General features: G+C 72.7%; 19 protein-coding genes and 1 pseudogene. 9 read left to right on the top strand and 11 right to left on the bottom strand.

Going from position 1 to position 19,409, the window contains the following annotated elements; translation table 11 throughout:
• Positions 1-96: 96 nt before the first annotated feature.
• The 3 genes from MFF56_RS27925 to ileS all read right to left on the bottom strand — a co-directional run bounded on the left by MFF56_RS27925 (position 97) and on the right by ileS (position 4,657).
• Positions 97-753, bottom strand: a complete 657-nt coding sequence (locus MFF56_RS27925) for a hypothetical protein (protein ID WP_066925055.1) — start codon at positions 751-753, stop codon at positions 97-99.
• A gap of 186 nt (positions 754-939) precedes the next feature.
• Positions 940-1,443 carry a signal peptidase II gene (gene lspA / locus MFF56_RS27920; RefSeq protein ID WP_066925051.1) on the bottom strand — a complete coding sequence of 168 codons (504 nt, stop codon included), beginning with the start codon at positions 1,441-1,443 and terminating at the stop codon, positions 940-942.
• Between the two features lie 238 nt (positions 1,444-1,681).
• On the bottom strand, positions 1,682-4,657 hold the full coding sequence (gene ileS / locus MFF56_RS27915; RefSeq protein WP_238231855.1) for an isoleucine--tRNA ligase: 2,976 nt from the start codon (positions 4,655-4,657) through the stop codon (positions 1,682-1,684).
• Between the two features lie 382 nt (positions 4,658-5,039).
• Between ileS and MFF56_RS27910 the strand changes: the two genes are divergently transcribed.
• Positions 5,040-5,309: a hypothetical protein gene (locus MFF56_RS27910; protein ID WP_066918523.1), complete on the top strand. Its 270-nt coding sequence runs from the start codon at positions 5,040-5,042 to the stop codon at positions 5,307-5,309.
• A 195-nt stretch (positions 5,310-5,504) separates the two neighbouring features.
• Positions 5,505-5,783 carry a GCG_CRPN prefix-to-repeats domain-containing protein gene (locus MFF56_RS27905; RefSeq protein WP_238231854.1) on the top strand — a complete coding sequence of 93 codons (279 nt, stop codon included), beginning with the start codon at positions 5,505-5,507 and terminating at the stop codon, positions 5,781-5,783.
• Positions 5,784-5,787: 4 nt separating this feature from the next.
• Here the strand turns inward: MFF56_RS27905 and MFF56_RS27900 are convergent, their stop codons facing one another.
• Positions 5,788-6,822: an LLM class flavin-dependent oxidoreductase gene (locus tag MFF56_RS27900; protein ID WP_066918527.1), complete on the bottom strand. Its 1,035-nt coding sequence runs from the start codon at positions 6,820-6,822 to the stop codon at positions 5,788-5,790.
• Positions 6,823-7,012: 190 nt separating this feature from the next.
• Between MFF56_RS27900 and MFF56_RS27895 the strand changes: the two genes are divergently transcribed.
• Together MFF56_RS27895 and MFF56_RS27890 are read left to right on the top strand one after the other, a co-directional pair.
• Entirely contained in the window at positions 7,013-8,215 is a 1,203-nt protein-coding gene (locus MFF56_RS27895) for a pyridoxal phosphate-dependent aminotransferase (RefSeq protein ID WP_066918528.1), read from the top strand.
• Positions 8,216-8,316: 101 nt separating this feature from the next.
• Entirely contained in the window at positions 8,317-8,589 is a 273-nt protein-coding gene (locus MFF56_RS27890) for a hypothetical protein (RefSeq protein WP_066918530.1), read from the top strand.
• 13 nt (positions 8,590-8,602) lie between these two features.
• Here the strand turns inward: MFF56_RS27890 and MFF56_RS27885 are convergent, their stop codons facing one another.
• Together MFF56_RS27885 and MFF56_RS27880 are read right to left on the bottom strand one after the other, a co-directional pair.
• The gene (locus tag MFF56_RS27885) at positions 8,603-8,779 is read right to left on the bottom strand and encodes a hypothetical protein (RefSeq protein ID WP_238231853.1); all 177 of its coding nucleotides are present in this window, start codon (positions 8,777-8,779) and stop codon (positions 8,603-8,605) included.
• 119 nt (positions 8,780-8,898) lie between these two features.
• Positions 8,899-9,804, bottom strand: a complete 906-nt coding sequence (locus MFF56_RS27880) for a histone deacetylase family protein (protein WP_197430418.1) — start codon at positions 9,802-9,804, stop codon at positions 8,899-8,901.
• Between the two features lie 114 nt (positions 9,805-9,918).
• Between MFF56_RS27880 and MFF56_RS27875 the strand changes: the two genes are divergently transcribed.
• Together MFF56_RS27875 and MFF56_RS27870 are read left to right on the top strand one after the other, a co-directional pair.
• Positions 9,919-11,073, top strand: a complete 1,155-nt coding sequence (locus MFF56_RS27875; protein WP_066918534.1) for a ceramide glucosyltransferase — start codon at positions 9,919-9,921, stop codon at positions 11,071-11,073.
• Positions 11,074-11,124: 51 nt separating this feature from the next.
• Complete coding sequence (locus tag MFF56_RS27870) at positions 11,125-11,811, top strand: glutamine amidotransferase-related protein (protein ID WP_066918536.1); 687 nt, start codon at positions 11,125-11,127, stop codon at positions 11,809-11,811.
• 11 nt (positions 11,812-11,822) lie between these two features.
• Here MFF56_RS27870 and MFF56_RS27865 read toward each other — a convergent pair whose 3' ends face one another.
• Both MFF56_RS27865 and MFF56_RS27860 read right to left on the bottom strand, forming a co-directional pair.
• Complete coding sequence (locus tag MFF56_RS27865) at positions 11,823-13,691, bottom strand: DEAD/DEAH box helicase (protein WP_066918537.1); 1,869 nt, start codon at positions 13,689-13,691, stop codon at positions 11,823-11,825.
• 168 nt (positions 13,692-13,859) lie between these two features.
• Positions 13,860-15,320, bottom strand: a complete 1,461-nt coding sequence (locus tag MFF56_RS27860) for a DUF2252 domain-containing protein (RefSeq protein ID WP_308445286.1) — start codon at positions 15,318-15,320, stop codon at positions 13,860-13,862.
• Between the two features lie 196 nt (positions 15,321-15,516).
• Here MFF56_RS27860 and MFF56_RS27855 point away from each other — a divergent pair, with 196 nt between their 5' ends.
• Complete coding sequence (locus MFF56_RS27855; RefSeq protein WP_238231851.1) at positions 15,517-16,635, top strand: phosphatase PAP2 family protein; 1,119 nt, start codon at positions 15,517-15,519, stop codon at positions 16,633-16,635.
• 89 nt (positions 16,636-16,724) lie between these two features.
• Positions 16,725-17,402: a DUF4142 domain-containing protein gene (locus MFF56_RS27850; RefSeq protein WP_238231850.1), complete on the top strand. Its 678-nt coding sequence runs from the start codon at positions 16,725-16,727 to the stop codon at positions 17,400-17,402.
• 47 nt (positions 17,403-17,449) lie between these two features.
• On the opposite strand, the gene MFF56_RS27845 is transcribed toward MFF56_RS27850, so the two are convergent.
• Positions 17,450-17,719 (bottom strand): hypothetical protein, encoded by a 270-nt coding sequence (locus MFF56_RS27845; RefSeq protein ID WP_066927719.1) that lies wholly within the window; start codon positions 17,717-17,719, stop codon positions 17,450-17,452.
• A gap of 163 nt (positions 17,720-17,882) precedes the next feature.
• Here MFF56_RS27845 and MFF56_RS27840 point away from each other — a divergent pair, with 163 nt between their 5' ends.
• The gene (locus MFF56_RS27840) at positions 17,883-18,758 is read left to right on the top strand and encodes a metal-dependent phosphohydrolase (RefSeq protein ID WP_066927717.1); all 876 of its coding nucleotides are present in this window, start codon (positions 17,883-17,885) and stop codon (positions 18,756-18,758) included.
• A gap of 17 nt (positions 18,759-18,775) precedes the next feature.
• On the opposite strand, the gene MFF56_RS27835 is transcribed toward MFF56_RS27840, so the two are convergent.
• Both MFF56_RS27835 and MFF56_RS27830 read right to left on the bottom strand, forming a co-directional pair.
• Entirely contained in the window at positions 18,776-19,183 is a 408-nt protein-coding gene (locus MFF56_RS27835) for a PRC-barrel domain-containing protein (RefSeq protein WP_066927715.1), read from the bottom strand.
• A gap of 75 nt (positions 19,184-19,258) precedes the next feature.
• A pseudogene (locus tag MFF56_RS27830) lies at positions 19,259-19,409 on the bottom strand (glucose-1-phosphate thymidylyltransferase RfbA); the annotation flags it as partial.

The raw sequence follows: 19,409 nt of genomic DNA, 5'->3' as shown, positions 1-19,409 counted from the left end.
GTGTCCGGCCTGTCCGATCCGCAAGTTCCGAACCGGTAGCCGCCTCTCATGTTGCGTTTCCGGACCCGCGTCGCAACCGGGCCACGGTGCGACGGATCATTGCCGCCGCAGCTGCTCGCGCTGGTAGACGCCCGGATCGGACTCCTCGCGCTCGCGGCTAGGGTTGTTGATCGGCTCGCTGTTGGCGCGCGTGTTGGGGCGCGGCGACTTGCGGTAGCCGGTCGGTGGCTCGGTGAGGGTGTAGCGCGAAGGCTCCGTGACCGAGGGCTCCGCCGTCTCCGACTTGTCCTTCATCAGGTCGAACGGGTTGACCCAGAAGGAGTCGCGGTTGTTGTCGCCGGGCTTGTACTCGTTGGAGCGCGGGATCTGCGCGTCGGCGCGCCGGCCGCCGCGGATCTCGTCGGGCGAGAGCGTGGCGTTGTTGTCGTCGTAGCGGCCCTGCACCTGGTTGCCGCGGGGCACGCGCCGCTCCTCGGCCTCGCGCTGGCGGGCGACGATCTCGGGATCCTTGGGCCATTGCGGGTTGGCCGCCCGCTGGCGCGGCGCGGGCAGCGCCTTGCCGTCCATCTTCGGCGGCATCACCAGCGGCGCGCGCTCGCGGTAGTCGATCGGGGCCTGCTCCTTCTCGACGAGGCCCAGCGTGCCCAGCGTGTCGCGCATCAGCGAGCCGCTCTCCTGCGCGCCCGCGCCGGTGGCGCCGAGGGAGGCCGCCAGAGCGGCCACGGTGACGAGAGTCCTGCGATACCCGGTCATGCTGCCCCACAGATTGGCCGGGCGCTCCGGACCGCGCCGGCGGTCCGGGCGGCCGCGCTTCCGGCGGCCTGATCCGACCATCTCGGCCTGATCCCGGTTTCCGGCGATCGTATGGCGCCTTGACCGGGCTGTGCCAGAGCGGTGGTACACACAACCTGCAATGTGCTGTGGGTCGTGTTGCGCCGATCACACGGGAGGGGCGGGATCGGACGATCCAGCCGGTCCGCGCTCCGGTAGCAGGCTGTCAAGGATCAGCCCGACGACGCCCGCCACGATCGCCGCGTCGGCGACGTTGAAGACGTACCAGGACCATTGTCCCGCGTGCAGGTGCACGAAATCGAACACCGCGCCGTACGCCGCCCGGTCCACGGCGTTGCCGAGCGCTCCGCCCGCGATCAGCCCGAGCGCAAGACCGAGAAGCCGCGAGCCCGCCCGGTGCATCCAGACGGCGAGGCCCGCCGCGGCCACGACCGACAAAGCCACGAGCAGCCAGCGGCCGAGCCCGCCCTCCTGCTGGAACATCCCGTAGGAGACGCCGCGATTCCAGACGACGACGAGGTCGAGATAGGGCCCGAAGCGCCAGGGCTGCGTCAGCACGAGGTCGGTGCCGAAGTAGAGCCAGAGCTTCGAGGCCTGATCGAGCGCGAAGGTGAGGACGAGGGCGAGGAGGCCGAGGCGGAACGGGGTCATGGGCCGGCCCACGCAGCGTCCCCTCCCCCCTCTGCGGGGGAGGGTGGCCCCTGCGTCAGTAGGGGTTGGTCGGGACGTAGTCCCGCAGAGAGGGGACCCCAGCTTACGATATGGGCGTGGCCTTCATGCAAAGCGGAGCCCTCGTCGGCACCGCCGCTCCCCTCTCCCCCCCTGCTTCGCAGGGTACCCTCCCCCGCAGAGGGGGGAGGGAGGACGCGCGCAGGGGATGGCAGGACCATCACGCCGCGCTCGCTTCCGGGTGGGCGGCGTCCCACTCGCGCAGGGCCTGCGCGTCGCGGGGGGTGACGTCGCGATACTCCGCGTCCCGGCCGACCTCGGGCGTCACCCGCCAGGAGCGGGCGCATTTGCGCCCCTCGGCCGGGCGCGGCTCGACCGCGACGCCCCGGACCTCGTCGAGGCGGAAGGCCTCGGCCGGCCCGTCCCCGGCGACGACGGAGATATCCGAGGTGATGCAGATGTCGGCGAAATCGACGCCCTCGACCGCCGCCAGCAGATCCGGATCGGCGACGTACACGCGAGGGGCTGCCTCCAGGCTCGCGCCGATGCGCTTGGCCGCCCGCTCGATCTCGAGGGCGCCCGTCACCACGCGGCGCACCCGCCGGATCTTCTGCCAGCGCTCGGCGAGCACGTCATCGCGCCACTCGGCCGGGGTATGCGGCAGGGTCTGGAGATGCACCGAGCCGGTCTCGGAGGGGTAGCGGTCGAGCCACGCCTCCTCGGCCGTGAAGGCGAGCACCGGGGCGAGCCAGATCGCGGCCCGCCGGAAGGCCTCGTCGATCACCTGCAGGGACGCCCGACGGCGCACCGAGGAGAGCGGGTCGCAATAGAGCGCGTCCTTGCGCACGTCGAAGTAGAAGGACGAGAGGTCGCCGGTCATGAAGCCGTTGAGCAGCGCCACCACCCGCTTGGTGTCGAAGGCCGCGTAGGCCTCGCGGATCTCGGCGTCGAGCTCGGCGAGGCGATGCAGGATCAGCCGCTCCAGCTCGGGCATCTCGGAAAGCGGCACGTCGTCCCCCTCGACCCGGTGGGCGAGCGAGCCCAGCATCCAGCGGAGCGAATTGCGCAGCTTCCGATAGGTCTCCGCGAAGGTCTTGATGATCTCAGGGCCGATGCGCAGGTCATCGGTGTAGTCGGAGGCCGCGACCCACAGGCGCAGGATGTCGGCGCCCGAATCCTTGATCACGCTCTGGGGGGCTACGACGTTGCCCTTCGACTTCGACATCTTCAGGCCCTTGCCGTCGAGCACGAAGCCGTGGGTCAGGACGATGTCGTAGGGCGCCCGCCCCCGGGTGCCGGAGGATTCGAGCAGCGAGGACTGGAACCAGCCGCGATGCTGGTCCGAGCCCTCGAGATACATCACCCGGTCCTCGCCGCCGTCGCGGCGGCGCGTGACGCCGGAGAGCCCCGGGAAGGCCTCGGGATCGTCCAGCACGAAGGCGTGGGTGGAGCCGGAATCGAACCAGACGTCGAGCACGTCCGTCACCCGCTCGTAGGCCGCCGGATCGTGCTCGGGCGCCAGGAAGCGGGCGCCGTCGGCGTCGGTGAACCACGCATCCGCACCCTCCTGTCGGAAGGCCTCGACGATGCGGGCGTTGACGCGCGCGTCGCGCAGGACCTCGCCGGTCTCGCGGTGGACGAAGACCGTGATCGGCACGCCCCAGGCCCGCTGGCGCGAGACCACCCAGTCCGGGCGGTTGGCCACCATGCCGGTGATGCGGTTCTTGCCCTGCGGCGGCACCCACTGGGTGTCGTCGATGGCCTGCAGGGCGACCTCCCGGAGGGTCCGGTTGCCGAGGCTGTCCACCGGCCGGTCCATGGCGATGAACCATTGCGGCGTGTTGCGGAAGATCACTGGCTTCTTCGAGCGCCAGGAATGCGGGTACTGGTGGCGCAGCACGCCGCGGGCGATCAGCGCGCCGGCCTCGGTCAGCGCCGCCATCACGGCCTTGTTGGCGTCGCCCTTCTCGCCCTTGGCGGTGAGCACGCGCGTCCCAGTGAAGCCCGGCGCGGCCTCCGTGAGCACGCTGTCGGCATCGACCGTGTAGGGGATCGCCGTGTCGATGCCGCGCTGGCGAAGCAGGCGGCCGCTCGCCATCCAGAGCTCGAAATCCTCGCGGCCGTGGCTCGGCGCGGTGTGGACGAAGCCGGTGCCCGACTCGTCGGTGACGTGGTCGCCTTCGAGGACGGGGACGTCGAACCCGTAGCCGAGGTCCGCCAGCGGGTGCGCGAGGGTGAGCCCGGCGAGTTCCGTGGGCGACACGTCCGCGACGCGCTCGAAGCCCTCGACACGCGCGGCCTTGAATACGCCTGCCGCGAGCGTGTCGGCCAGGATGTAGGTTTCCCCGGCCCTGGCCCAGTTGTCCTCGGGCGCCGCCGTGACCCGGTAGAGGCCGTAGGCGACCTTCTTCGAGTAGGCCACGGCGCGGTTGCCGGGGATCGTCCAGGGGGTGGTGGTCCAGATCACCACGCGCGCGCTGGCGAGCGCCCCCGCCCCGCCCTTGCGGATCGGGAACGCCACGAAGATCGTGTCGCTGACGTGCTCCTCGTACTCGACCTCGGCCTCGGCGAGCGCTGTCTTCTCGACGACCGACCACATCACCGGCTTCGAGCCGCGGTAGAGCTGGCCGGAGACGGCGAACTTCATCAGCTCGTCGGCGATGGCGGCCTCCGCCGGGAACGCCATGGTGGCGTAGGGGTGCGCCCAATCGCCGGTGACGCCGAGGCGCTGGAACTCCGCGCGCTGCACGTCGAGCCACTGCGCCGCGAAGGCGCGGCATTCCTGGCGGAACTCGATCACCGGCACCGCGTCCTTGTTGCGGCCCTTGGCGCGGTACTGCTCCTCGATCTTCCACTCGATCGGCAGGCCGTGGCAGTCCCAGCCCGGCACGTAGTTGGCCTCGTAGCCGAGCGCGCCCATCGAGCGGACGATGACGTCCTTCAGGATCTTGTTGAGCGCCGTGCCGATGTGGATGTTACCGTTGGCGTAGGGCGGGCCGTCGTGCAGCACGAATTTCGGCCGGCCCTGACCGCGCGCGCGCAACTGCCCGTAGAGGTCCGTCGTCTCCCAGCGCTCGAGGAGCAGCGGCTCGCGCGTCGGCAGGCCGGCGCGCATCGGGAAGTCGGTGCGGGGCAGGAACAGGGTCTTGGAATAGTCGCGGGTGGCCGCGGTGTCGGCGGGGGTCGCGTCGCTCATCGGTCGTCCTGGGAAGGCGTCGGGCCCGCGATCGGGCCGTGCGGCTCATGTCTCGGCGGTTCCGGCGCCGCTAGCGCCGGCAGGGGTGCGGGGGATCCCGCGTCCCGGCATCCGCGATGCCGCGTCTCCCGCGGCACTCAGGCGGAGGCCGGGCCCGTAATTCGCGTCGCCGGACGGCCGCGGAAGAGAACTGCGCCTACTCGCATGGGGCGGCTTCTACCAGCGGGCGCCCGCCCGCGCCAGAGCTCGCAAATCGGTATCGCTCCGCAGAAATCCCGCCCGCACGGCTGCCACCAACGGCGAGCTTGACCGTTGACGAAGGCGCGCTCCCGCGCGGTCAGGTGGCCGGTACGGAGCACGCCAGCAACGAGAGGACACCGCCATGAAGCACTTCCTCGTCGCCGCGACGCTCGCGGTCTCGACCCTCGCCCTCGGCGGCATCGCCCAGGCCCAGGGCCTCGTCGGCGGCGTCAACCGCGGCGCGGCCGAGGGCAACCGCGTCGGCGGCCCGGTCGGCGGGGTCGTGGGCGGCGCCGTCGGCGGCGCTGTCGGCACGGTCAACGGCGCCCTCGGGATCGACCCTGGCCGGCGCGCCTACCGCACCGACCTGCCCGGCCGGCGCAAGCACAGCCGCCACCGTCGCCACCGTTGAGCGGCACGCCTTCGCGCCCGGCTCGCCAAGCGAGGACGGGCGCGGAGGCCGTTCAGGCGAACGGTCCCCCGAACCTGTCGAAAACGTCATCTGCCGCCAATCTTCCGACAGGGAGCGAGCGTCCTAGATCGGCACACGGTCAAGGTGTCGCTTTCCGCGACATTGCGCCGATCGGACCACAGGAGGACAACGCAGATGTCCAGAAGGACTCTCCTCGGCCTTGCCGCCGCCCTGACGCTTGGCGGCCTCGGCGCCGGCTCCAACGCCCAGGCGGCGCCGCTCGGGATCGGCTCGGCCTCGGGCCTCGCGGATCAGGCTCCGATCGAGACGGTGGCGCAGGGCTGCGGCCCCGGCTGGGCGCGCGGGCCCTACGGGCGCTGCCGCCCGTTCGCCGGGCCGCCGCGCGGCTTCTACGGCCGCCGCTGCTTCCTGCGCCCGACGCCATACGGGCCGCGCCGCGTCTGCCGCTGGTAGGCGATCAGCCCGAACGGTCGCCGGGGTCGGGCCGGACCGACAAGCCCCACGCCTCGGCGATCAGCATGTAGGAGCGCCGCCGCGCCGCCTGATCGTGGATGCTCGACACGATCATGATCTCGTCGGCCTCCGCCTCCGCGGCGAGCGCCGTGAGCTTCGCCCGCAAGGTCTCGGGCGAGCCGACATGCAGGCGCGCCCGCCCGCGCTCCATCCGCAGGCGATCGGATTCCGTGTAGGGATGGTTCTCCGCCTCCGCGAGGCTCGGGATCGGGCCGTAGGCGCCGCGCTCGCGGCGCAGGGTCGCCAGCCGCGCGCTCATGGCGAGCCGCTCGGCCTCCGCGTCGGTCTCGGCGCACACCGCTGCGAGCGCCAGGATGGCGTGCGGCCGCTCGCCCAGGCGCGAGGGCTGGAACTGTCGGCGATAGGCCCGCAGGACCTCGGCCGCGTCGGAGCTGCCGAAATGCTGCGCGAAGGCGAAGCCGCAGCCGATCCGGGCCGAGAGCGCCCCGCTGTAGTCGGAGGACCCCAGCAGGAAGACCGGCGGCAGCGGCACGCCCGCGGGCATCACCGTGATCGTCCCGAACGGGTGGCCGGGCGGGAACCCGCCGCCGCCCCAGAGCAGGAGTTCCTGCAGCCGGTCGAGGAAGTCGTCGCCCTCGGACGGCACCTCCCGGCGACGCAGCGCCCGCGCCGTGATGCCGTCCGTGCCCGGCGCGCGCCCCAGACCGAGATCGATGCGGCCCGGGAACAGGGCTTCGAGCAGCTTGAAGCGCTCGGCCACCATCAGGGGAGCGTGGTTCGGCAGCATGATGCCCCCGGAGCCGACCCGAAGGTACCGCGTCGCCGCCGCGATCTGCCCGATCATGATCTCGGGCGCGGGGCTCGCGACCGAGGCGAGGGCGTGGTGCTCGGCGAGCCAGTAGCGGTGGTAGCCCAGGCCATCCACGTGCCGGGCGAGCGCGAGGCTGTCCTGCAGCGCGTCGGCGGGCGTGGCGCCGGCATTCACGAAGGAGAGGTCGAGGACGGAGAGGGGCAGCATCGCTCCAAGATGAGGCCGCGCCTGCCCGATCGCGAGGGGAACCGCGGCACGGGAGCCCTGCTCGCTGCGCGTGGCATGTGGTGTTCCGCACGTCCGGCAGCATCTTGCCGGCTCAGGCCCCCGCCCCTAGGGTCCCGCCGCCGCGGACCCGCGGCCGCCGCAAGATTTCGAGACCCCGGAGCAAATCCCCATGGGCTTTCTGGCCGACGCCCTCTCCCGCGTGAAGCCGTCCGCGACCATCGCGATGACGCAGAAGGCGCGCGAGCTGAAAGCCTCCGGCATGGACGTGATCAGCCTCTCGGTCGGCGAGCCCGACTTCGACACGCCCGACCACATCAAGGAGGCGGCGATCGAGGCGATCCGGCGCGGCGAGACCAAGTACCCGCCCGTCTCCGGCATCGTGCCGCTGCGCGAGGCCATCGCCCGCAAGTTCAAGCGCGAGAACGGCCTGGACTACAAGCCCGCCCAGACCATCGTGGGCACCGGCGGCAAGCACGTGATCTACAACGCGCTGCTCGCCACCCTGAACCCCGGCGACGAGGTGGTGATCCCCCGCCCCTACTGGGTCTCCTACCCGGAGATCGTGACCCTGTGCGGCGGCACGCCGGTCTTCGCCGAGACCGACATGGCGCACGACTTCAAGCTTCAGCCCGAGGAGCTGGAGCGGGTGATCACGCCCAAGACCAAGTGGATCATCCTCAACTCGCCGTCGAACCCCTCAGGCGCGGCCTACGCGCACGACGAGCTCAAGGCGATCACCGACGTGCTGATGCGCCATCCCCACGTCTGGGTGCTCACCGACGACATGTACGAGCACCTGACCTACGGCGATTTCGAATACGTCACCCCCGCCCAGATCGAGCCCGGCCTCTACGAGCGCACGCTCACCATGAACGGCGTCTCGAAGGCCTACGCCATGACCGGCTGGCGCATCGGCTACGCGGCCGGCCCCGAGCACCTGATCAAGGCGATGGACTTCATCCAGGGCCAGCAGACGTCCGGTGCCACCACGATCTCGCAATGGGCGGCGGTTGCCGCGCTCGACGGCACCCAGGAGCACCTCGCCCGCTTCCGCGCCGCCTTCCAGGAGCGGCGCGACCTCGTGGTCTCGATGCTGAATCAGGCCTCGGGGCTCAAGTGTCCGATGCCGGAGGGCGCCTTCTACGTCTACCCGTCCTGCGCCGCACTCATCGGCAAGCGCACGGAGGGCGGCAAGACCATCGAGACCGACCAGGACTTCGTCACCGAGCTCCTGCAGAGCGAGGGCGTGGCCGCGGTGCACGGCTCGGCCTTCGGCCTCGGGCCCAACCTGCGCATCTCCTACGCCACCTCGAACACGGCGCTGGAGGAGGCCTGCACCCGCATCCAGCGCTTCTGCGCCTCGCTGCGCTAGAGCGGTGGCGCGGCACTCCCATTCCGCGGGAGCGCCGCGCGCCTCAGGAACGCGGCGGCGGTAGCGCCGTTTCTCCCGGGCACTTCATCTGGGAGAACACCATGCGCATCGCCGTCAGGGCGTCGGCCATCGCGATCATGACGCTCATGAGCGTCGGCGCTGCGGAGGCCAAGGGCTGCATCAAGGGCGCCATCATCGGCGGCGTGGCCGGACACTATCTCGCCGAGCGCGGCGTGGTCGGGGCGGTCGCGGGCTGCCTCGCCGGCCGTGCGCTCGCCAAACGTCAGGCGCGGCGCGACGTCGATTACGGCTCCCGCGTGCGCGATCCCGGCTACGGGCAGCGCGGCTATCCCCGGCGCGATTACAGCTACTGAGGCGCGCGCCGCCTCAGCGCCTGCCGACGGAGCCGGTGACCGCCGGTTCCGTCGCCTGCCGCGCGACGTCTCCTGGGCGGGCGGCATCCCGCCGTCCGTGATCGAGCTTGTCGGCGGAGATCAGGGCCGCGGCGATCATCGCCAGCAGCGCGAGCGTCACCTTCATGCCGTCCCAGATCCGTCCGAGCATCGCCGCCACTCAACAGTCGAACCGGCGCGCCGCCGCCTCGGCGCGACAGGTCGATTGTGCGCCGCACGCTTCACAAAAGGTTTAAGCGCGGGCCCCGTCCCCGATTCATTCCGGCCGCGTCACGTCTCGGCCACGGCGGCCAGAGCCTGGAACACGAGGGCGTGGCGCGCGGCGAGGGCGTCCACGTCGTGGGTGTAGCCGCCGCCGATCACCGCCACGAGCGGGATGCCCCGTGCCCGCGCCTGGCCCACCACGTAGCGGTCGCGGGCGTAGAGCCCGTCGTCGCTCAGCGCGAGGCGACCGAGCCGGTCGTCGCGGTGCGGATCGACGCCGGCGTTGTAGAAGACGAGGTCCGGCCGCAGCGCGTCGAGGAGCGCGGGCAGGCGCCCGGCGAGCACCTCGAGATAGGCCGCGTCCTCCATCCCGTCCGGCAGCCCGATGTCGAGGTCGCCCGGGATCTTCTGGGTCGGGTAGTTCCGCTCGCAATGGACCGACAGGGTGAACAGGTCCGGCGCGTAGGCGAGGCAGTCGGCGGTGCCGTCGCCCTGGTGCACGTCGAGATCGACCACCAGCGCCCGGGTGATCGCGCCCTCGTGCCGGAGGGCGCGCGCCGCCACCGCCACGTCGTTGAACACGCAGAAGCCCGCCCCCTGCTCGCGCCGGGCATGGTGGCTGCCGCCGGCCGTGCTGCCGGCGAGCCCCTCGGCGAGCGCGAGGCGCGCGGCGAGCAGCGTGCCGCCGACCGAGGCGCGCGAGCGCCGGACCACCGTCTCGTCCGCCGGCAGGCCGATGGCCCGCTCGACCGCGCGCGGCACGGCGTGCGCCAGCACCGCATCGATGTAGGCGGGCGCGTGCGCCTGCGCGAGCAGCGCCGCCGAGGCGGGCTCCGGCTGCACGAAGCCGAGCGGCGCCAGCCCCCGCTCGGCCACCACCTCCGCGAGACGGCCGTATTTCCGCATGGGGAAGCGGTGGCCGTCCGGCAGGCTGGCCTCGTAGGCCGGGTGGAACACGATCGGCGGGATCATCCGGGTCCGGCACCGCAGGGAACGTGCCCGTCATAAGACTGATACGGCGCGACTGTTAGGGGGCTGCGCAACGGCGCGGCGGCAGGTCGCGGCCAGCACGGGGACCACAGCCGCATGATCGAGGCGAACGCAACCGCGCTGGCCCTGGCGTTCTGCAGCCTGCTCACCCTGGTCAACCTCGCGAGCTTCGGCATCGCCGCCCGGCGTATCGGCCGGCTGCGCGGGCCCTCCGCCTTCCCGGCCGGCGCCCCGGTCTCGCTGGTGCGCCCGGTCTGCGGCGTGGAGACCTTCAGCGAGGAGACGCTGACCCGCGGCCTCCGCCTCGACTATCCCGCCTACGAGGTCGTCTTCTGCGTGGCCGACGCGGGCGATCCGGTCCTGCCGCTCGTCCATCGCCTCATCGACGCGCACCCCGCGGTGCCGGCCCGGGTGGTGATCGGCGACGAGCGCGTCAGCGACAACCCGAAGCTCAACAATTGCGTGCGGGGCTGGGAGGCGGCGCGCCACGACTGGATCGTGCTGGCCGATTCCAACGTGCTGATGCCGCCCGACTACCTCCAGCAGATGCAGGCGGCGTGGCGGCCCGACACCGGCCTCGTCTGCTCGACGCCGATCGGGGCACGGCCTGGCAATCTCTGGGCCGAGGTCGAGTGCGCCTTCCTCAACACGCTCCAGGCGCGCTGGCAGTATACGGGCGAGGCGCTGGGGCTCGGCTTCGCGCAGGGCAAGAGCATGCTCTGGCACCGGCCCTTCCTGGAGCGCCACGGCGGGATCCGCGCGCTCGCCGCGGAGATCGCCGAGGACGCGGCCGCGACGAAGCTGGTCCGGGCGGCCGGGCGCCGGGTCCACCTCGTGCCGGCCCCGTTCGAGCAGCCGCTCGGCCCGCGCCGACGCCGGGAGGTCTGGTCGCGCCAGCTGCGCTGGGCGCGTCTGCGGCGAGTGACCTTCCCGCTCTTCTTCGCGCCGGAGATCGCGAGCGGGGTGCTGGCACCGTTCCTCCTCGCCGGCTGCCTCGCGGGCACCGCGCAGGCCTGGGCCGGGATCGGCGCGCTCGCCGCGATCTTCTACGGCGCCGAGTACGCGCTGGCGGCCCGCGCCGGCTGGCAGCGCTCACCGCGCCTCCTCGTCTGCTTCCTCGTGCGCGACGCGATGATCCCGCTGCTCTGGGCGCGCGCCTGGATGCGCAACGCCGTGGTCTGGCGCGGCAACCCGATGGACATCCGCCCGAGACCGGCACGCCGCTTGCGCGCAAGGGCCAGCGCGGCCTAACGCCCTGGGACCGCCGGGTTCTCCGACGGGGTCGCGACGGACGAAGCACGCTTGCGCATCGCCATCATCGAGACCGGACGGCCACCCGACAGGCTCTCCGGCTTCCCCTCCTACGCGGCGATGTCGGCCGACCTGCTCGGGCCCGAACACGCGTGCGCAACCTTCGACGTGCGCGCTGGCGCCTGGCCCGAGCCTGACCGCTACGAAGCCTTCCTGATCACCGGCTCGGCCGCCGGCGTCTACGATCCGCTTCCCTGGATCGCGGACCTCGTCGCCTTCCTGCGGGCACTGCCGCCGGAGCGGAAACTCGTCGGGATCTGCTTCGGCCATCAGATCATGGCCGAGGCCTTCGGCGGCCGGGCCCGGAAGTCGTCCCGCGGCTGGGGGCTAGGCCTGCACGCCTACGAGGTCGTCGCGCGCGCCCCCTTCATGGACGCGGCGAGCCGGATCGCCGTGCCGGTGAGCCATCAGGATCAGGTCGTCGTGGCGCCGCCGGGCGCGCGCGTGCTGGCCGCCAGCGCCTTCACGCCCTACGGCGTGCTGGGATACGCCGACCGCGCGGCCCTCTCCTGTCAGTGCCATCCGGAGTTCGGCCCGGACTACGCCCGCGCCCTCACCCGCGATCACCGCGCCGCGGTCGCGGATCCGGCCCTGGTCGAGCGGGCCCTCGCCAGCCTCGATGCCCCGCACGACAGCGCGCGCCTGGGCGGCTGGATCCGACGCTTCCTGGCCGAGTGAGGCGGTCCGCCTCAGCCCTCCGCCCGGCGCCCAGCCGGCGCCCAGCTCCTGCGGCGCTGGCGGGCGGACCAGGCGTAGCGGGCATCCCCGTCGAGCAGGTGGGCGTGGTCGGAGAGGCGGTTGCGCTCCAGCCAGGCGAGCGCCGCCTCCAGCTCCGCCAGGGTCATCGAGGCGCGGTCCTTGCCGGTCACGCGCTTGAGCACCGCGTTGTACCTGTGGGCGAGGTTGCCGCCGCGCGGCGCCTGCCACGCCGCCTCGTCCTCGACGGCCTGGGCCGCCACCTGCGCGGCGAGGCGCTGACGCAGGGAGCGTTCCGTCAGGGAAGGCACGCCCTCCCGCGCCGGCGGCGGCTCCCGGGCGGGCGCATCGGGCGCCGGGGTGCGCGGGCGCAGCATGGCGTAGCGGATCCCGAGCGCGTTGCTCTCCAGCGGCGTGATGCCCCGGGGCGTCTCGTCCCGCCAGCGCACCGGCTCGGGCGTCACGGCGGTAAGGCGCGGCTTCTCGGGCGGGCGCGGCGCGCTGCCCTGCTCGGTCTCCAGTTCCGCGCGGAACTTCGCGAAGAGCGGGTCGTCGGGGTGGAAGACCAGCGCCTGCTGGCCGTCGTAGGGCCCGGCATTCGGATCGACGCGCGTCGCACGGGCCAGCATCTGCTCCAGCCAGGGGCGCGAGCGGATATGGGTAAGGGCCGCCACCACCGCGACCTCGGGCGCGTCGAGGCCCTCGTAGGCCATCGCCACGGTGACGAGGATAGCGGGTTCCGGCAGCAGCCGGAAGGCGGCGAGCGCCGCGTGCGCGTCCTGGGCCGAGGAGGTGGCGATGCGCACGTCCCGCTCGGCCTGGGACCCGGGCATCCAGCCCTGGATCATCGCCTGGTAGCGCCGGGCGCTCGCCTGGTCGGGGGCGACGACGAGCAGCTTGCCGAGACCGAGCGCCGGCTCGGCCGGTCCCAGCCCACGCTCGGTGCGCCGCCGCGCCCGGATGCGGCGGGTGGCGTGGAAGGCCTCCCCGAGGAGGTCGCGGGCGAAGCCCGTGCGGAGCGCCGTGAACAGGGCCGGCCGCGTGGTGACGCGCACGCCTCCGCCGAGCCGGTGCGGACCCACCCGCGGTGCCGCGCCCGCCTCCTGGCCCGCCTCCAGCCAGCTCGCCTCACCGTCGAGCGCGCCGAAATTGACCGGCAGCACCGCGCGCTCCGCCAGCGCCTGCACCCGCGAGTAGCCGATCACCGCGAGGCCCGGCGCCTCCGTGTCGACCTCCGGGGCGCGGCCCGGGCTCGCCGGGCGGTAGGGCAGCCCGAGGATGCGGCGCCCGTCCGCCCGCTCCAGGGTGCCCGAGAGGAAGAGCCGCATCGACGCGGCCCGCATCAGCGGCAGCATCGCCCGGCTCCAGGCGCCGGCCTCGGCCTCCTCGTCGGAGGTCTCCCCGCCCCCACCGCGGGCGGCGCTCGGCACCGGCAGGTGATGGACCTCGTCCACCACGAGCAGGGTGCGGTGCGCCCGTGCCTCGGCGAGGTGCAGGGCCGGTGCCGCGGCGACCGCCTGGTAGGTGGTGACGTAGCCGCCGAGGCCCCGGGCGGGATCCGGCTCGTTGTCGGCGGCGCGCACGCTGACGGCGTGGCCGAGGCTCGCACGCCACGCCGGGTCGGCGAAGGCCTCCTCCGCCTGGAGGCGCAGCGAATCGCGCGGCACCACCCAGACGACGCGGTCGATCCGGCCGGCCGCGATCAGCTCGGCGGCGGCGATCACCGGCAGCAGCGACTTGCCACCGCCCGGCGTCACCGCGGCCAGGATATCGCTCACGCCCGTGGCCTCGCCGCGGGCGATGGCCGCGACGAGCGCCTGGAGGGCGCGCTGGTGGGAGCGAAGCGGACGGGACGCGCTCACGGGCCGGCGGGCGGCGTGGGGATCATGCCGGCACCGTGGCGGATGGCGGACGGTTTGTGAATCCCGGGGATAACCACGCGGCTGTGCATAAGCCGCCCGAGGACAGGATCGGCACGAGGACGGGGCTTGCGTCCCTAGGGAACGATCGGGCCCGCCCGGCGTGCCGCCTCAGAGATGCGGATCCTCCGCGGCCTCGAGCCGTCCGCTCGCGATCGCGGCGCGAAACAGCTCGTGATCGGCGGCGTTGCGGTCGCCGTAGGCCTGCGCCCAGTCCGCGATGGCCTCGCGCAGGTCGGTGTTGCCGTCGTGCCCGCAATAGCCGCAGATCGCGGCGGCGTCCCCGGTGCGGGCATGCGCCCGGGCGAGCAGCGCGCCGTAGGCCCAGGAGAAGGTGAGGAGCGGCTGCCCCCGAAGGCAGGCCACCGGGATCTCGCCCTTCATGTTCTTCATCTGGCGCACGTAGAACGGCCGGCCCTCGATCGTGGTCCAGCCGAGCAGCGGGTCGCCGACCGCTTGAAGCAGCCGCTGGCCGTAGATCACCCGCTCGCCCTCGTGGCTGGCGTAGGGCTCCGGCATGCCGGGCAGGTAGGGCGCGTGGGCGGGGCGCACCGCCTCCTTGACCTGCAGGAAGAGCACGTCCTGGTCCGAGTTGCCGCAGAGCAGCGCGAGATAGGCCCGCGTGCCCACGCTGCCGACGCCGACCACTCGGTGGGCGACGTCCACCACGTGATAGCGGCTCAGCATGAACCGGCGCTCCCGCGGCAGGGTCTCGGCGTAGTGCTCCAGGCCCGTGATCACAGCCTCGCGCACCCCGTCCGGCACGGGGGTGAGGATCGGCGGGTCGTCCCGCAGGCGCCACGCGCCGTCGATGCGGCGCTCGGCCACGCTGTCGAGCAGGCTGCGGTTGTGGCGCTTGCGCGCCTTGGCGACCGCCTTGCGCACGACCTCCTGGGAATCCGCGTCGATGTCGATCCCCGAGATCGCGAGCTGGTCGGCGCGGGTCGATTGGTACCAGACCTCGAGGGAGCCCTGGGGCGCCAGCTCCGTCATGGTGTGCTGGTAGCCGGACACCGCCGCGATCACCGCGCGGCGGCGATGGTCGGTGGGTACCTCGTCGGTACGGGTCGCGACCTCGATGCTCGCCGCGAGCCGTTTCAGGTCCCATTCCCAGGGGCCGACCGTCACCTCGTCGAAATCGTTGAGGTCGAGCACCACGTCGCGCTGCGGCGTGCCAAACAGGCCGAAATTGGAGATGTGGGCGTCGCCGTTCATCACCACCGAGATCTGGCTCGTGGGTGTGCGGGCTAGGTCCCAGGCCATGACGTGGGCGGCGCCCCGGAGGAACGCGAAGGGTGAGCTCGCCATGCGGGCGACCCGCAGCGGGATGAGGTCCGGCTGGCGGCCCTGGTGCGCCCGCTCGATCAGCGAGACCGGATCGGGCCGGTCCTCGGGCAGGTCGAGGGTGCCGTGGCCCGCGTGCGGCACGGCCTCGCGCAGGGTCTTGCCGGCGGCGCGCCGCTTCGCCCAGGGCTCGCCGCTCCCGCGCAGGTCGATCCGCGGGTAGTCGGCCAGCGGCTCCAGCACGACGTCCTCGGGCGGCTCGCCGCCGTGGTCCTGCCGCGCCTGCATGTCGTCGAGCCCGAGGCCGCTCTGCCGATCCATGGAAACCCGTCCCGCCAACGATCCGACATCTAGGGTGCAAAAATCGACCGGCATCCAGGGATGACGCCGCACCGCTGCACGTGCCTAGCACTCAAGCCTTGCCGGAGAACCAATGCGGGCGTCGCGCGTATCCATCGGTGCATCGGCAGGGGGCGACACGAGGATGATGGACCGACCGCGTCGCGGCAGCCTGGACGTTGCCGAGCCCGACGACGCGACGGAGGTCCCGGACGGGGCGAGCGATACGGACCGGCGGACACGCGCCCTCGACGCTCGGGCCCGCGGTGCGCGCCCGCGCTCGGCGGAATGGGCCGGGACACGGCGGCGGCTGCTCGCGGCCATCGCCGCGCCCCACCCCCTGCTCTGGCTGACGACGCTGGCTCTGGTCGTGCTCGACGCCGTCTGGCTCCACCGGGCCGGCATCCGGCTCGATCCGCTCGCCCCGCTCGGAGTCGCGGCGCTGGTCGCCGTCCTCCTCGCCGTCGCCGCCTGCCTCGGCCCGATCAAGTCCGAGCCGTCGCTGCGCGCGATGGCGCTGGCGAGCGCAAGCCTCATCGCCTTCACGGTGCCGGTCGCCATCCTGCACTACGCCGCCGCCACCCTCCGGCTGCCCCTGATCGACCACGCACTGGCGCGAGCCGAGCGGGCGCTCGGATTCGACTGGCCGACCTACCTCGCGTGGCTGAATCTCCACCCGGATCTCAACTGGTGGCTGTCTCTCGCCTATCACACGAGCGGGCCGCAGATCGCGGTGGTGGTGATCGTTCTTGCGGCGACCCGCCGTCTCGGCCGGCTCTGGGCCTTCGTGCGCCTGTTCTGCGCCACGCTGCTCTGCGTGGTCGTCGTCTCGGCCGTCCTGCCCGCGGTCGGCGCCTACGCGCATTACGCACCCGCCGAGCTGCCGGTTGCCGGAATCGAGACGGTCGGCGCCCTCTGGCACCTTGACGCGCTGGAACAGCTGCGCGCCGGAACCTTCGATACCCTGGTGCTCGGCGACGTCCGGGGCCTCGTGACGTTCCCCTCCTTCCACGTCTGCCTCGCGATCCTCACCGCCTGGGCCCTCGCGCCGGTCCGGTTCGTCGGGGCGCCGGCCCTCTTGCTCAACGGAGCCGTGATCGTCGCGACGCTGGGGTCCGGCGGACACTATCTGCCGGACCTCCTGGCGGGCGCCGCAGTGGCCGGCGCGGGTCTTCTCGTGCATCGCGGCCGGCGCCAGGGGCTCACGCGCCGTCCCGTCCGGCCGGTGAATGCGGGGGTGATGCGGCCGAGCCCGATCGCCTAGGAACAGAGAAGGCAACTCTTGGTTGCACCAACGACGCACCTGCCGCCCGCGCGGCCGAACCGTACGCGTCGTCCAACCGGGAGCCCCCGATGCTGCGCCGTGACTTCCTCGTACACATGTTGACGGCCACCGCCGCCCTGGCGGTGACACGGACGGCGATCGCCCAGCCGACGCCATCGGGCGCGCTGCCCACGCCGGTCTACCTGGAGATGGCCACCAAGGGCGGTCTCTTCCTCGAGAACACGGCTCGCGACGCCCATGCCAGGACCCGCGATCCGGCCGTGAAGCGCTTCGCGCGGGCCGAGGTGACCGAGCAGGTCAACCTTGCCAACCGGATCGACGGCTACACCGGCGGCGCGCCGATGGCCGCGGGCCGGGCTGGGCCGGGCGGATTGGTGGGTGGCCTCGTCGGGGCACCGCTGGCGGTTGCGGGGGGCGCCGTCGGCGCCGCGACCGGCATCGCGGGCGGGGCGCTCGGGATCCCGGGCGGTGCCGGTCAGCCGGGCGGCATGACCACCGACGCACAGAAGGCGCAGATCCTCGAACAGCTCACCGGCTTGCAGCCGGGCCCGCAATACGACGCGACCTTCGTGGCCGCCTCGCTCCAGGGCCATCGCGAGGCCCGGATGATCCACGGCGCCTATGCGCAGACCGGCGAGGATCCGGGCCTGCGCCGCATCGCCCGCGGAGCGATGCCGTTGATCGACCTGCACATCGCCCAGCTCTCGCGCCTGCAGGGCGGCATGGGCGACGGCCGGGCGGGCTGAGCCGAACATGGATCCGGCCGGTCCGGGGACCGGCCGGCGCCGTCGGCTCAGTAGGGGTAGCCGTAGGCGGGCCGCCGGTCGGGGGCGCGCCGGTAGACCCGCGGCTCGTCCTCGTAGCCGTAGGTCTGCACGTAGGGGTCGAAGCGCGGCGGCCGGTAGTTGCCGTTGTTCACGCCGGCGGAGCGGTCGTTGCCGTTGAGGGCGGCGTAGGGCGAGAGTCCGCTGCCGGCATCGCTGTTGCCGCCGAAGGCGAGGGCCGCAGCGGGTGCGCCGACCGCGAGGGCGGCGGCGAGGAGTGCGGTGCGGGCGCGTAGCATGGAAACCTCTTGGTCCGGTGAGGCGATCGTACAGCATCGAACGGCGCCGCGTGATGGGAAGTTCCGCGGACCCGACCACGCTCCCCTGCAACCGCCGCCGCGGCTCCGACTTGTCGCTCAGCGGGCCGGCGCTTTCCGGCCTTGGACCGGTGCCGGACGGGTCATGCTGGAACTGACGCAGCTCCTGGCGAACGCGCTGGGTCACCACCTCGCCCACACCTACACGCGCATGTTCGGCAGCCGCGAGCCCCGCTACGCGGAGGTGATCGACGAGGCGGCGCGGCTCACCATCGAGCGGCTTGTCGGCAGCGACGCGCTCTACCACGACGCCGACCACACCGCGCTCGTCGCCCTGGTGATGCAGGACATCCTGCGTGGGCGCTTCGTCAGCCACTCGGTCGGGCCGGAGGCGTGGCTGCACGCGATCCTGGCCGCGCTCTACCACGATATCGGCTACGTGCGCGGGATCTGCTCCGGCGACGGGCCGGGGCGCTACGTGGTCGATGCGGCGGGCAACACCGTCGCCCTGCCGCGCGGCGCCTCCGACGCGGCGCTGGCCCCGTGGCACGTCGAGCGCTCGAAGATCGCCGTGCGGGAGCGCTTCGGCGGGCACGACCTCGTGGACGCCGAGCGCGTGGTGCGGGCGATCGAGCTGACGCGCTTTCCCGTGCCGCACGACGCCGACCACGCCGAGACCGGGAGCGAGGCCGGCCTCCTGCGCGCCGCCGACCTGATCGGGCAGCTCGGCGATCCGCTCTATCCGCGCAAGCTCAACGCGCTGTTCCGGGAGTTCGCGGAGGTCGGCCTCGACAAGGAGTTCGGCTACGCCGATCCAGCCGACCTCGCGGTGGGCTACCCGGCCTTCTTCTGGTCGAAGGTCGAGCCGGTGCTCGGCGACGGCATCCGTGCCCTCGACGCGACCGTCGAGGGGCGGCGCTGGGTGGCCAACCTCTACGCCCACGTCTTCGCCATGGAGCACGACCGGCGTCGGATGGGCCCCGAGCCGGGTCAGCGCCCGGAAGCCTCGGCTCCGGCCTGACCCCGTTCCGGTCGGACTCAGGTCCGGTTGAACTTGCCCTCGTACTTGAACTCCGGCGCGGCCTTCAGCTGATCCTTGCTCGCGCCGATGATGGCTTTCCATTTCTTGCCGTCGGCGTCGTAGCCGAGCGCGACGGACTCGGGCTTCACCGCCACGTAGCGCTCACCCACGCCGAGAAATCCGCCGACCGACAGGATGTAGCCGGCGAGCTTGCCGTTCTCGATGACGATGTCCTTGATCTCGCCGACGCTGTTCTGCTGACCATCGACCACGTTGAGACCGATCAGGTTGTAGCTGAGCACCGCGTCCTTCGGCACGCCGGTGAATTCGGGCCCGCGGGTTGGCGTCTTCTGGTCGCCGTCGAGCGCCTGGGCAGGACCGCCGAGCGCGGTGAGGGCGGCGAGCACGAGAGCGAGGCGGCGCATGGGGAACTCCACGGTGCGGGCGGGTGTGCCTGGGCAATCACCCGCCGGTCCGCATCGTTCCCCGCCGCCCCGGCGTCAGGCCGGCGGCGCGGCGTCGTGCTCGCGGGCGAGGCGCAGCAGGTTCTGGCCGTAATTCGTCTTGGCGAAGAGCTCGCCCCGCGCCACCAGCTGCTCGCGCCCGATGAAGCCCTGCAGGTAGGCGATCTCCTCCAGGCAGGCCACCTGC

This window comes from Methylobacterium hispanicum (genome assembly GCF_022179285.1).
In the GTDB taxonomy this organism is placed as follows: domain Bacteria; phylum Pseudomonadota; class Alphaproteobacteria; order Rhizobiales; family Beijerinckiaceae; genus Methylobacterium; species Methylobacterium hispanicum.
The sequence above is the reverse complement of the archived record's forward strand: the minus strand, read 5'-3'. Positions and strand labels throughout refer to the sequence as shown.